A 12,609-nucleotide genomic window follows, 5' to 3' on the forward strand; every position below is an offset into this window, starting at 1 on the left:
GGGCCCTCTTCGGGCGCCGCCGAACGGTATCTGCACAGTGTGAGCGGCAAGGCGGGGCTGGGATGAAGGCGGTAACGGTGGCGGGCGGTTCCTCGGACGACCCGGAGATCGAGGGAACCACCGTCGCGGGGGCGGACCCTGATGACACGTCTGCCGGTGCGGGTGCGGGTGCCGGTGCCGTGCCGGAAGGCCGGGCAGGGCGGCCCGAACCCGCGAGCGGCGAGCCGGAGGCCGAGGTCAAGGTCGACGTCGAGGTCGAGGTCGAGGTCGAGGTCGACGAGCGGACCGGCACCGCGCCCGAGGCCGGGTCCACGACCGACGCCCCGAGCGGCACGGACACGGAGGACGAGGCCCCGGCAGGGCCTGAAGCCCCCGGCGCAGGGCCCGACGACGCGGAAGAGGAGACCTCGGCCGGGCCGGAAAGCCCCACCAAGGCCACGGCCCGGAGCCGCACCGAGTCAGAAGACGAGCCCGACCCCACCGCCGCGGAGGACGACGCCCCGGAGGCCTCCGACGCCACATCCGTGTCCGCCGAGGCGCTGACAGGGGCTGACGACGCGGAAGAAGAGACTTCGGCCGGGGCCGACGAGGACGAGGCCCCGGTAGCTTCCGACGCCACGCGCGTGCTCAAGATGCCCGCGCGCGCCACCGCCACCCCCGACGACACCAAGACAGCCAAGGCGCCGGCAGGGCCCGACGACGCCGCAGAAAAGACCCCGGCCCAGGCCGACGAAACCGAGGGCACCGACGCGGAAGACGAAGCCCCGAAGCGGGACGACGCCACCCGCGCGCTCAAAATGCCCGCACGCGCCACCACCACCCCCGACGACACCAAGACAGCCAAGGCGCCGGCAGGGCCCGACGACGCCGCAGAAAAGACCCCGGCCCAGGCCGACGAGGACGAGGCTCCGGAAGCTTCCGACGTCACGCGCGTGCTCAAGATGCCCGCGCCCAGCCCTGCCAAGCCGAAGGTGTCCGAGCCGAGGGCTTCCGAGGCGAAGGACGATCCCAAGGGCGGGACCGGGCGCACGGAAGCCGGGGCAGAGGCCGACGACAAGCCCGGCGCGCGCGCCGCGGAGAAGGACGACAAGGGCAGCGCCGGCGGAGCCGGGCCGCGCCCCGCCGCGAACAGGACGGACGGCGCCAAGGCGTCGGCCGGCGGGCCGCGGGTGCCCGGATGGGCCAAGGCCGACGACACGGATTCCGAGCGGACGAGCCAGTTCGTCGCGCTCAAGGACCTCGACGTCCCGCCGCCCGTTCCCGCCCGCCCCCAGCCGCAGTCGGCCGCGCAGGCGGCCACTCCCCCGCCCCTGCCCCCGCTCGACCTGCTGGCGGAGCTCACCAACACCCCGGCCCCGCCGGAGACCCCCCGGCGGACCGCGCTGCGTCGCGTCAGGGTGTGGACGCCGATCCTGCTGCTGCTCGCCGGTGCCTGCATCGGCGGCCAGATGCTGCGGCCCCTGCCCGACCCCCGGCTCGTCGCCGCCGAGACCGAGCACACCGTCGACGGGCAGTTCTCCATACCGTGGCCCGGCAAGGGCCAGGGCGCGGTCCGCGTCGTCGGCTCCGGCGACATCGGCACCTTCGGTGAGCAGAAGCCCGTCCCGACGGCCAGCGTCGCCAAGATCATGACGGCCTACGTGATCCTCAAGGGCCACCCGCTGCGCAAGGGCGAGCCGGGTCCCGACATCACGGTCGACGCGAAGACCGTGGCGGACGGCAACTCCGAGCACGAGTCCCGGATCACGGGCCTCACCGCCGGCTCGAAGTTCAGCCAGCAGGACATGCTCAAGATGCTCATGATCCCCTCGGGCAACAACGTCGCCCGGCTGCTGGCGCGCTGGGACACGGGCACCGATTCCGAGGCCGCGTTCGTGGAGAAGATGAACGCCGCTGCCAGGGAACTCGGGATGAAGGACACCACCTACACCGATCCGAGCGGGCTGGACGCGGGCACCGTCAGCACCGCCACCGATCAGCTGAACCTCGCCGAGGCGGTGATGAAGGACGAGACGTTCCGCTCGATCGTCGCCCTGCCCGAGGCCCCCATCAAGGGCCTGGGCGAGAAGCTCGTCAACAACAACCACCTGCTCACGGAGTCGAACCTGAGCATCCGCGGCATCAAGACCGGCTCCAGTACGCCGGCCGGCGGGACCTTCGTGTGGGCGGCGTACAAGACGGTCGGGGACGAGACCCGGCTGATCATCGGCTCGTTGATGGAGCAGCGCGCTCCCGCCCCCGACCAGGACGCCCTCCAGAGCCTGGCCCTGGTGAAGACGAACAGCAAGAAGATCATCGAGTCGGTGCGGACGGGCCTCGCGTCGGCCCCGCTGGTCCGCAAGGGCGACACGGTCGGCTACGTGGACGACGGGCTCGGCGGCCGTACTCCGCTGGTGGCCGTCAAGGACCTGAACGTGATCAGCGTGCCCGGGCAGCGCTTCAAGCTGTCCCTGAAGGCCGGCGACTCGGCGTTGCCGCACACCGCGAAGGCCGGCACGGAGGTCGCCGTGCTGACCGCGGGTGAGGGCGAGGGGGCCAAGAGCGTTCCGGTGGCCGTTCAGGGAGCCCTGGCCGAGCCCTCGTTCGGCACCAGGCTCACCCGTATCGGCTAGGGCCCTAGGGAGTGTCCGCAAAGTAGCGTCGGCCGCCCGGAGGGCGGGCGCGGCGGGGTCCGGTGCGTGCGATTGCAAGGCGGAGGAGGGAGCCGATGCGGAGCATCGGCCCGGTTCCGGTCAGGAGGTCCTTGGTGGACTTCTCGACGAGCCAGCCGGCGACCTCCTCGGGCGTCGCCGCCGGGTGCGCGGCCTTGTAGAGGGCGGCCGTTCCGGTGACGTGCGGGGCGGCCATGGAGGTTCCGTCCAGGGCGACGCTGCCGCCGCCGAGCATCGCCGAGTCGATCTGCTCGCCGGGGGCGTGGATCTCGACGCACTCACCGCGGTTGGAGAAGCCGGACTGTTCGTCGGCCCGGTTGCTCGCGGCCACCGTCATCACCCGGTCGGCGGAGGCCGGAGAGACCGTGCAGGCGTCGGCCGCGGAGTTGCCCGCGGCGATGACCGGCAGGGTGCCCGACTCGGCCACGGCGGTGGCGGCCCTGTTCACGGCGTCGGAGCGGCTCCCGCCGAGGGAGACGTTCAGGACGGCCGGCTGCCTGGCGTTCTGCGCCACCCAGTCCAGTCCGGCGACGACCGCCGAGTACTCGCCGCGCCCGTCGCAGCCGAGTACGCGGACGCTGACCAGGCGGGCGGCGCGTGCGACGCCGTGCGTCCGGCCGCCGACGGTGCCCGCGACGTGCGTGCCGTGGCCCTCGCAGTCCCGGCCGTCGCCGCCGTCCCCGACGGCGTCGAATCCGGGCTCGGCGCGGCCCTCGAACTCGGCGTGGTCGTAGTCGATCCCGGTGTCGAGGATGTACGCGGTCACCCCGGCGCCGTCGCCGGCCGTGGTGAAGTCGCCGTCGAGCGGGAGGGTCCGCTGGTCGATGCGGTCCAGGCCCCAGGTCGGGGCGGGCAGCCCGGCGGAGAGGGCCGCGGGGCCGGCCGGGGTCGGCGGGGCGGAGACCTCCGCGTCCGCCTCCACCGAGCGGACGCCGGGGGTCGTGCGGACGTCGTCGAGCTGCTGCGGGGTCAGCGGTACCGCGAAGCCGTTCATCGCGGACCCGTACACGAAGGTGGGCTCCAGCCCCAGCCGTTCGGCGAGCCCGCCGGCGTCCACGCCCTCTTCAAGGCTGACGATGAACTTGCCGGGGACGGCGGCGCCGGACACCAGGAGCGGAGCCCGCACGGGTTCCGGGACGTCCGCGGCCGCGGCGCCGGCGAGTGCGGGGGCCGCCGCGATCAGGGCCGCGGTGGTCAGACGTGCGAGCAGGCGCATGGAGGCACTCCCCGGGAGGTCGGCGTTCGTCAGAGACGGCCGTGTCCTCGCCGGTGCTCGGTCGCGGCCTCCCTCTCCTTCGGACGGGGTCCGGGAGGGCTTGAGGGGCCCGTCCTCACATGGCCCAGTGCCCGCCGCCGGACACGTCCTCCGCCGCGGCAGCGGGCAGGGCGGTCACGGCCTGTGCCGTGACCGCCCTGCCCGGCCGGTGCGCCGGGTCAGGCGCCGGGCGGCACCCGGGACGGGCGGCCCGCGCCGCGCGTCAGGGAGTACCCGAAGATGCCCGCGAGGGCTCCGAGCACTCCGCCGGCCGCGGTCCAGAGCCAGCGGTCCGACCACCAGCCGCCGGACCAGCCGTCCTCCGGCTCGCGCAGGGAACCGGTCACGGTGCCGGCGACCAGTGGGGTGGAGAGGGCCCCGTCCACCGCGTAGGCGCCTCCCTCCTCGTGTACGTCGGCCTCGACGGCCGCGCGCACCGGCAGGCCCAGGTCCTCATCGGGCAGGTCCACGACCGTCAGCCGGACGTAGTAGCTGCCGGGCAGCGGGTCGTTGGCCCACGGCTCCGCTCCGGCGCGGACCGTGCGCAGGGTGCAGGACAGTTCGACCGAGGTGGCCTCCTTGGCCGCCGCCCGGCTCTGCGTGCCGTACGTGCAGGCCTGGCGGCGGCGCAGGCCGTCGTACACGTCGAGCTGCCAGGTCGAGGCGCCGTGCCGGGCGGCGGACTCGGGCAGGGTGACGTTGGCCTTCACGGTGACGCGTTGCTGCGCGTCGACCGGGAGGACCCAGTACAGGTAGTCGCCGCTGGAGGCGCCGGCCGTGGCCTTCTGGCCGGGCCGGAACGGCGTGGCGGTACGGAAGCCCGTGCCCGCCTCGGTCGGGGCGGACTCGGCGCCGGCCCCGCCCTTACCGGTGGTGGCGCTCGGCGACGGGGTGTCCGCGAAGGCCGCGCCCGCCGCCGTACCGGCCACCGCGAGGGCGGCGGCCGCCGCGAGCAGGCCCGCGGTCAGTGTGCGTACGGTACGCATCAGTTGGTCCTCCAGACGGAGATGCGCCAGCGCGAGATCCATCCCCACACCAGACCGGCCAGCAGTCCGGCCAGCACCAGCACGGCCAGCGTCCACCAGCCGCGCCCGAGGCCGAAGGCGGCGGCGTCGGAGGCACTGTCGGGACCGTCCACCAGGTCGATGGTCAGTTCGACGGGCATGCCGGGGGTGGTCTTGACGGACGCGGGAGCGGAGAAGGAGTTGCTGACCTGGAGGCAGACGGTCTCCGCCGCGGGCTTCGCGTCCGAGCCCGAGTCGTCGTCGGTCTCGGCCTTGGGGTAGCGCAGGCCGGTGGAGAGGACGTCGGTACGGCCGTCGCCCGCCTCCGAGCCGCGTACGATCTCCCGCCCGTGGACGGTCGTGGCGCGCAGCAGGACGCCGTAGTCGTTGTTGACGGCTCTGTCGGCGCCGATGCTCACGGAGGCGCGGAGTTCCTGGCCGGGCAGGACGTCCACCCGGTACCAGCGGTGCTCGCCGAAGGTCTCGCGGTCGCTGTAGAGGCCGGCCTTCAGCTGCGGGGCGCCCTCGCACTGCTTCGCGCCCTCGGTCGCCACGGGGTTGACGACCGGGTCCGCGGCCCGGTCGACGAGTTGGCGGACCCTGCCGGACAGTTCGGCCTTGTGCTGGACGGAGGTGTACGTGCCGCCGGTGGCCTCGGCGATGCAGGTCAGCTGGGCCCGGGTCTTGGCGTCCGGGACCAGGCCCAGGGTGTCGATGACCAGGTGGATGCCCTTGGCCGCGATGTCGCGGGCCACCTCGCACGGGTCGAGCGGGGCGCAGGTGTCCTCGCCGTCCGTGATGAGCACGATCCGCTTGGTGGCCTTGCCCCCTTCCAGGTCCTGGGCCGCGCCGAGCAGGGCCGGTCCGATCGGTGTCCAGCCGGTCGGGGCGAGGGTCGCGACGGCGGTCTTGGCCTCGGTCCGGTCGAGCGGTCCCACCTTGTAGAGCTGCTTGGTGTCCTTGCAGCCGAGTGTCCGGTCGTCACCCGCGTAGTCGGCCCCCAGGGTCCGTATGCCGAGCTGGACTTCGGCGGGCACGGCGTCGATGACCTCGTTGAAAGCCTGCTTCGCAGCGGCCATGCGGGACCCGCCGTCGATGTCGTTGGCCCGCATGGAGCCGCTGACGTCCAGGACGAGGTCGACCTTGGGGGGTTCCTTCGCCGTCGGTCCGTCGGCGGCTGTGGCGCTCGCCGGGAAGAGCCCGACGGCCAGTGCGGCGAACAGGCCGCACGCCCTGGCCGCAAGCCGTTTTCTAGTGATCATCGCCGGATCGTATTGAGGATCGTCCGGCAATCCAAAAACGGGCCCGGGCGGACCGGTCGATATCCGGATGCGCGGGACGCGGTGCCCGGCCTAGGCTGCCGAGATGAGTACCCGTACCTTCCGCATCACCGTCCGCGGCGCGTTCGACGGCCTGACCGAGGGCCAGCGGGCCGAGCTGCTCGCGGCCGCGCCCGAGCACGACATGCTGCGCGCGGAGTTCACCGCCGAGGGGCATCTGACGTACGACCTCGCGGCCCGTCCGTTCTTCACCTTCCGTTTCCTGGATTCGGGCGAGGCGGAGGAGGACATCCTCGACGCGACGGCGCGCGCGGAGCTGGCCGCGGAGGAATGGCTGACGGAACGCGGGTACGGCTTCAAGCAGTTGCGGTCGCAGACTCAGGACCTGTCGCTGGCTCCGCTGGGCAAGCGGCAGCGCCGGGAGGCCGCGCGCGGCGACGCGCAGGCGTGAGCGGGAGGTGACCCGGCCGGAGCGGTGAGTACCGGGCGGTCAGTGCCGGGGTCAGTGCCGGGCGGTCGGGGCGAAGACGGTCGCGAGGTGTGCGGCCAGTTGCTGCGGGGTCGGTGGGGAGAGCCGGGCGCCGAGGTATCCGTCCGGGCGGACGAGGAACGCGGTCGGCTGTTCGGCCGCGTAGACGCGGGCGAACTCGCCGCCGGTGTCGTGGTAGGCCGGCAGTACGGCCGGGCCCGCCGGGGCGTCGGGCGGGGTGCCGGCCGGCAGGACGACGCACGTCCCGACGCGGCCGCCGGAGGATTCGCGGGCCGTCCGGGCGAGTTCGTCGAGGCCGGTCCCGTAGAGCAGCAGGACGTGTTCGCGTTCGCGCAGGAGGTCGGCGAGGCGCAGCGGGGCGGCGGCGATCGGTGAGGTGAGGCCGCCGCAGTCGGGGGCCCGGTCGCCGGGGCGGGGTCCGGGGCCCTCGCCGGGCGGGTCGACGACGGGGCTTCCGCGGTAGCCGACGAGCAGTTGGGCCTCGCGCAGCATCAGGGTGTCGGCGTCCTCGGGGTCGGACTGGACGCCCTGGGCGGAGGCGTGGCGCACGGTGCGGCCGACGACCTCCTCGCCGACCGGCCGGCGTTCGGCGTCGTAGCTGGGCAGGAGGCCGGGGTGGGCGGCTCCTTCGACGGCCAGGGCGAGCTTCCATGCCAGGTTCCAGGCGTCCTGGATGCCGGTGTTCATGCCCTGGGCGCCGGTCGGCGGGTGGATGTGCGCGGCGTCCCCGGCGATGAAGACCCGGCCGTGGCCGTACCGGTCGACGATCCGGTGGCTGATGCGGAAGACCGACGACCAGCGGATGTTCGAGGCGGTGGCGGGGGTCGGTGAGAGCCGGTCCAGGACGGTCTGGATGTCCGCGAGTTGCGGGGCCCGTCCGCCCTGGAGGCCGTGCGCGACACCGTCGGCGGCGGCGGCGGCCTGCTGGGCGGTGGACAGTTCGGGGGGCACCTTCATGGACATCCGGTAACGGCCGCGGCCCGGCAGTGGGATGCACACGAGGACGTCGTCGACGGCGCCGGCGCCGTCGAGGTGCAGGGCGCGCAGGGAGTACCCGTGGGGCAGGTCCCAGTCGGCCTCGACGTCGGCGAGCATGTACTCCTCGGGGAAGGCGCCGCCCTCGAAGGAGAGCCCGAGTCCCTTGCGGACGATGCTGTGTGCGCCGTCGCAGCCCACGAGGTACCGGGTGCGCAGCTCCTCCTCGGCGCCGGAGGGGGTGTGCAGCCGACTGGTGACGCCGTCGGCGTCCTGGCTGAAGGACACCAGTTCGGTGCCGCGTTCGACGGCGGTCCCCCAGCGGCCCAGGTGTTCGCCGAGGATGCGCTCGGTCTCGTACTGCGGCAGCGCCGCGAAGCGGTAGGGCACTTCGGGCGGCAGGACGAGGTCGATCCGGGGCTGCTCGGCGCCGTTGACGTACGTGATCTGTCCGCGCATGGGGACGGCCGCGTCCAGGACGGCGCGGACCGTCCCCATGCGGTCCCAGATCTCCAGGGTGCGCGGCTGGATGCCCACGGCCTTCGCGAACGGCAGCGGGGCGGGGAGCCGGTCGACGATGCGGCAGGAGACGCCGCGGCGGCGGAGCTCCGCGGCGGCGGTCAGCCCGATGGGGCCGGCGCCTACAACCAGTACGTCCGTCGTGCTGCTGTGCCCCACAGGCGTCTCCCGGCGTGCGGCCCCCGTCGGAGTCGGTCTGACTCCATGGTGGCCGCCCGCCGGGCGTTCGGCATATCCGTGCGGTCTTCGCGCGGTCCTCGTGCGGTCTCGGTTACTCGACGACGAGGTCGACGTCGATGTTGCCGCGGGTGGCGCGGGAGTACGGGCAGACCTCGTGGGCCTGCTTCACCAGCAGGGCGCCCGTCTCGCCGGCCAGGGAGTCCGGGAGCTCGACGCGCAGGGTGACGCCGAGGCCGAAGCCGGCGCCGTCCTTGCCGATGGAGACCTCCGCGGTGACCGAGACCTCGCTGGTGTCCGCCTTGGCCTGGCGGCCGACCAGGCCGAGGGCGCTGGCGAAGCAGGCGGCGTAGCCGGCGGCGAAGAGCTGCTCGGGGTTGGTGCCCTGCCCGTTGCCGCCCAGCGCCGGGGGCATGGCCAGGGCGAGGTCGATCTGGCCGTCGGAGCTGACGGTGCGGCCCTCGCGGCCGTTGGCGGTGGCGACAGCGGTGTAGAGCGCGTCCATGAGAGTTCCTCTCGCAGAAATGAACCGTGGCTGCGGCCGGTGTTCCCCGACCGCGCTCCACCAGTAGAGCACGCAATTCAGTTGTGCACAATTCAATGCCGTTCAAGTTCTGCCCGGGTACACTGGCCGACATGACCGAGCAGCCCACCGCGACCCACGCCGACCAGGACTTCCTGCGCCTCGACGGCCAGATCTGCTTCGCGCTGAACGCCGCGAGCCGCGCCTTCGGCGGCCTCTACCGCGTGGTCCTCAAGGACCTGGGGCTCACGTACCCGCAGTACCTGGTGATGCTGGTGCTGTGGGAGCACGGCGAGATGCCGGTCAAGGAGATCGGCCGGCACCTGCGGCTGGACTCGGGCACCCTGTCGCCCCTGCTCAAGCGGCTGGAGGCGGCCGGGCTGATCAGCCGCGAGCGCAGCACGCAGGACGAGCGCTCCGTGCGCGCCCGCCTGACCGGGGAGGGCGCGGCGCTGCGCGCCCGCGCGGTGGAGGTGCCGCGGCGGATCGCGGCGGCCACCGGATTCGACCTGACCGAGGTCGTCGACCTCCAGGCCCGTCTGAGCCGTCTCACCGCCGCGCTGGACGCCGCCGTGCCGATGGAGGAGGCACGGGAGGCACAGGAGGCGTAGCCGCCGTCCGCGGCGGACACTGGGGCCACCCGACCCGTGCGGCGTGCGGCAGGAGGTGGCCGATGGACCCGGTTGCGGCGCTGGACCGGATCGCGTTCCTGCTGGAGCGCGCACTGGCACCCACCTACCGGGTACGGGCCTTCCGGACCGCGTCCGCGGTCGTCGCGCGGATGGGCGGGGAGGAGGTGGCCGAGCGGGCCGCCGCCGGCTCCCTGGAGGCCGTCAAGGGCCTCGGCCCCAAGACGGCGAAGGTCGTACGGGAGGCCCTCGCCGGCGCGGTGCCGTCCTACCTGCAGGCCCTGGAGGACGAGGCCGCCGCGCTCCCGGAGGGCCCCCCGGCCTCGCCCGCCGCCGCCGCGCTGCGGGCGGCGCTGCGCGGGGACTGCCACGTGCACTCGGACTGGTCGGACGGCGGCAGCCCGATCGAGGCGATGGGCCGGGCGGCGGCCGGACTGGGCCACGAGTGGGCGGTACTGACCGACCACTCGCCGCGGCTGACCGTCGCGCGGGGCCTCTCCCCGGACCGGCTGCGCGAACAGCTCGACGTGGTGGCCGAGCTCAACGCCGGCTGGGCGCCCTTCCGGCTGCTGACCGGCATCGAGTGCGACATCCTCGACGACGGGGCGCTCGACCAGGAACCGGAGCTGCTGGAACGCCTCGACCTCGTCGTCGGCTCGGTCCACTCGAAGCTGCGGATGGACGCGCCCGCGATGACCCGGCGCATGGTCGCGGCGGTGGGCAATCCGCTGATGGACGTCCTGGGCCACTGCACGGGCCGGCTGGTCACCGGCCGCGGCCGTCCGCAGTCGCAGTTCGACGCCGAGGCGGTCTTCGCGGCCTGCGCGGAGGCCGGCACCGCCGTGGAGATCAACAGCCGGCCCGAACGGCTGGACCCGCCGCGGCGGCTGCTGCGACTGGCCGTGGCCGCCGGAACCTTCTTCGCGATCGACACGGACGCGCACGCCCCGGGCCAGCTGGACTGGCAGGTCCTCGGCTGCGAGCGGGCCGTGGAATGCGGTGTCCCGACGGACCGCGTCGTCAACACCTGGCCCGCGGATGACCTCCTGACCTGGACCCGCACCCGGAACGCGCCCTGAGCGGCCGCGCGGCGCTCAGGGGCGGAGTTCGGCCACCAGAAGGACCACATCGGCTCCGGCCACCGCCATCACCGTGCGGAACGGGAACCTGCCCGCCGGGCTGCGGGACGCCAGGAGCAGGGCCCCGGCCGTCGCGGCCAGCAGCGCCCAGCCGTACGCCGACACCCGCCCCGGCGGTCCCGCCACGAGGGCCGCGGCCGACCCCAGGACGAGCAGCCCGGCCAGGGCGGCCGAGCGCCGGGCCCCGAGCCGCTGGGGCAGACCCACCACGCCGGTGGCCAGGTCGTCGTCGATGTCGGGCAGGACGTTCGCGAAGTGGGCGCCCGCGCCGAGCAGGGCCGCGGCCGCCGTCAGCCACGGCGGCGGCCAGGGCGCACCGGGCAGCCCGAGGGTGACGAAGGCCGGCAGCAGGCCGAAGGCCAGGGCGTACGGGGCCCAGGAGACGACCGTGCCCTTCAGCCGCAGGTTGTAGCCCCAGGCGGCCGCCACACCGGCCAGGTGCACGGCGCCGGCGAGCGCCCCGGCCGCCAGCGACAGCGGCACGCAGACCAGGAGCGCCACCGCTGCCGCCCGGGCCACCGCGGCGGGTGACGCCGTACCGGCGACCAGGGGCTTGTCCCGTCGGCCCGCGACCAGGTCGCGCCGCAGGTCGGCCCGGTCGTTGCACCAGCCCACCGACAGCTGTCCGGCGGCCACCGCCCCGGTGGTGAGGGCCACCCCCGACGGGCCGTGCCCCGCCGCGACCGCCAGCACGGCGGTGAAGAGGGTCACGGCCAGCGCGGGCAGCGGGTGGCATGCCGCCGGCAGGCCCGACAGGGCACGTCCGGCGCGGGCGACCGGGCCGCTGCCGCCGCTCTCGGTGATCTGCGTGGTTCGCGCGGGCACGGCGACACGCTATGCGGCGCCGCGCCCGAATCAGGTGATTCATCACGAAGTGTCAGTTGTTTCCTATGGTGACTCAATGACACGTGTCCTGGCAGTGCGCAGCGTGTTCCCGCCCCACCGCCATCCGCAGGCCGAGATCACGGAGGCGCTCGCCCGCTTCCTGCCGCCCGGCTCCGACACCGCCCTGCTGCGCCGGGTCCACGCCTCGGTGCGCGTGGAAGGCCGCCATCTCGCGCTCCCCCTGGACCGCTACGGGCCCTCGAACGACTTCGGCACGACGAACGCGCTGTTCGTGGAGACGGCCCTCGAACTGGGGCCCCGGGGGCTCGAACTCGCCCTCGCCGACGCCGGCCTGACGGCCTCCGCGGTCGACCTGGTCATGTCGACCACCGTGACCGGGCTCGCCACGCCCTCGCTGGAGGCCCGGCTCGCCACCCGGGCCGGTCTGCGTCCCGACGTACGGCGGCTGCCGCTCTTCGGCCTCGGGTGCGCCGCCGGAGCCGCCGGGGTGGGCCATCTCCACGACCTCCTCGCCGGCCGGCCCGGTGACGCGGCCGTCCTGCTGTCCACCGAGCTGTGTTCGCTCACCCTCCAGTCCACCGACTCCTCGATGGCGAACCTGGTGGCGGGCGCCCTCTTCGGCGACGGTGCGGCCGCCCTGGTGGCGGTGGGCCGCGACCATCCCCTGCACGCGACGGGCACCGGCCCCGAGGTCGTCGCCACCCGCAGCCGCCTCTACCCGGGCACCGAACACCTCCTCGGCTGGGACATCGGCCACTGGGGCATGCGCATGGTGCTCGGCCGTGAACTCCCCGACCTGGCACGGCTGCACGTGGCCGAGGAGGTGGAGAGCTTCCTCGCCGCCCACGACCTCAAACCCGCGGACGTCGACGCCTGGATCTGCCATCCCGGCGGCCCGAAGATCCTCGACGCGCTCTCGGACGCGCTGGCGCTGCCGGAGTCGGCGTTCGCGGCGAGCCGGCGTTCGCTGGCCGCCGTGGGCAACCTCTCCTCCGCCTCGGTCCTGCACATCCTGGAAGGCGTCCGCAGTGCCGGACCGCCGCCCGGGTCCATCGGGCTGATGCTCGGCTTCGGCCCCGGCTTCGCCTCCGAACTCGTCCTCCTGCGCTGGTGACCCCGGT

11 protein-coding genes are annotated in these 12,609 nt (G+C 74.1%); 5 read left to right on the forward strand and 6 right to left on the reverse strand.

The features are described from left to right. Positions 1-62: 62 nt before the first annotated feature. Positions 63-2,612 carry a D-alanyl-D-alanine carboxypeptidase family protein gene (locus IG86_RS44285; protein WP_244305837.1) on the forward strand — a complete coding sequence of 850 codons (2,550 nt, stop codon included), beginning with the start codon at positions 63-65 and terminating at the stop codon, positions 2,610-2,612. 4 nt (positions 2,613-2,616) lie between these two features. Here IG86_RS44285 and IG86_RS0112765 read toward each other — a convergent pair whose 3' ends face one another. From IG86_RS0112765 to IG86_RS0112775, 3 genes are all read right to left on the reverse strand, one after another. Beyond that, positions 2,617-3,867 (reverse strand): S8 family peptidase, encoded by a 1,251-nt coding sequence (locus IG86_RS0112765; protein ID WP_063761516.1) that lies wholly within the window; start codon positions 3,865-3,867, stop codon positions 2,617-2,619. Positions 3,868-4,085: 218 nt separating this feature from the next. Then, the gene (locus tag IG86_RS0112770; RefSeq protein WP_030896818.1) at positions 4,086-4,892 is read right to left on the reverse strand and encodes a hypothetical protein; all 807 of its coding nucleotides are present in this window, start codon (positions 4,890-4,892) and stop codon (positions 4,086-4,088) included. Continuing rightward, positions 4,892-6,172 carry a VWA domain-containing protein gene (locus IG86_RS0112775; protein WP_030819906.1) on the reverse strand — a complete coding sequence of 427 codons (1,281 nt, stop codon included), beginning with the start codon at positions 6,170-6,172 and terminating at the stop codon, positions 4,892-4,894. The genes IG86_RS0112770 and IG86_RS0112775 overlap by 1 nt, the downstream gene beginning before the upstream one ends. 103 nt (positions 6,173-6,275) lie before the next feature. On the opposite strand from IG86_RS0112775, the gene IG86_RS0112780 reads away from it, so the two are divergent. Further along, the gene (locus IG86_RS0112780; RefSeq protein WP_030896819.1) at positions 6,276-6,641 is read left to right on the forward strand and encodes a DUF6204 family protein; all 366 of its coding nucleotides are present in this window, start codon (positions 6,276-6,278) and stop codon (positions 6,639-6,641) included. Positions 6,642-6,692: 51 nt separating this feature from the next. Here IG86_RS0112780 and IG86_RS0112785 read toward each other — a convergent pair whose 3' ends face one another. Together IG86_RS0112785 and IG86_RS0112790 are read right to left on the reverse strand one after the other, a co-directional pair. Next, positions 6,693-8,333: an FAD-dependent monooxygenase gene (locus IG86_RS0112785; RefSeq protein WP_030896820.1), complete on the reverse strand. Its 1,641-nt coding sequence runs from the start codon at positions 8,331-8,333 to the stop codon at positions 6,693-6,695. 112 nt (positions 8,334-8,445) lie between these two features. Next, positions 8,446-8,856, reverse strand: a complete 411-nt coding sequence (locus IG86_RS0112790) for an organic hydroperoxide resistance protein (protein WP_030819911.1) — start codon at positions 8,854-8,856, stop codon at positions 8,446-8,448. Positions 8,857-8,987: 131 nt separating this feature from the next. Here IG86_RS0112790 and IG86_RS0112795 point away from each other — a divergent pair, with 131 nt between their 5' ends. Next, on the forward strand, positions 8,988-9,485 hold the full coding sequence (locus IG86_RS0112795; RefSeq protein ID WP_030819913.1) for a MarR family winged helix-turn-helix transcriptional regulator: 498 nt from the start codon (positions 8,988-8,990) through the stop codon (positions 9,483-9,485). Positions 9,486-9,547: 62 nt separating this feature from the next. Then, complete coding sequence (locus IG86_RS0112800) at positions 9,548-10,582, forward strand: PHP domain-containing protein (RefSeq protein WP_030896821.1); 1,035 nt, start codon at positions 9,548-9,550, stop codon at positions 10,580-10,582. 15 nt (positions 10,583-10,597) lie between these two features. Here IG86_RS0112800 and IG86_RS0112805 read toward each other — a convergent pair whose 3' ends face one another. Next, the gene (locus IG86_RS0112805) at positions 10,598-11,467 is read right to left on the reverse strand and encodes a UbiA family prenyltransferase (RefSeq protein WP_244305839.1); all 870 of its coding nucleotides are present in this window, start codon (positions 11,465-11,467) and stop codon (positions 10,598-10,600) included. 76 nt (positions 11,468-11,543) lie between these two features. On the opposite strand from IG86_RS0112805, the gene IG86_RS0112810 reads away from it, so the two are divergent. Next, the gene (locus tag IG86_RS0112810; RefSeq protein WP_030896823.1) at positions 11,544-12,602 is read left to right on the forward strand and encodes a type III polyketide synthase; all 1,059 of its coding nucleotides are present in this window, start codon (positions 11,544-11,546) and stop codon (positions 12,600-12,602) included. The last annotated feature ends 7 nt before the right edge of the window (positions 12,603-12,609 follow it).

The organism is Streptomyces virginiae (genome assembly GCF_000720455.1).
Taxonomy (GTDB): domain Bacteria; phylum Actinomycetota; class Actinomycetes; order Streptomycetales; family Streptomycetaceae; genus Streptomyces; species Streptomyces virginiae.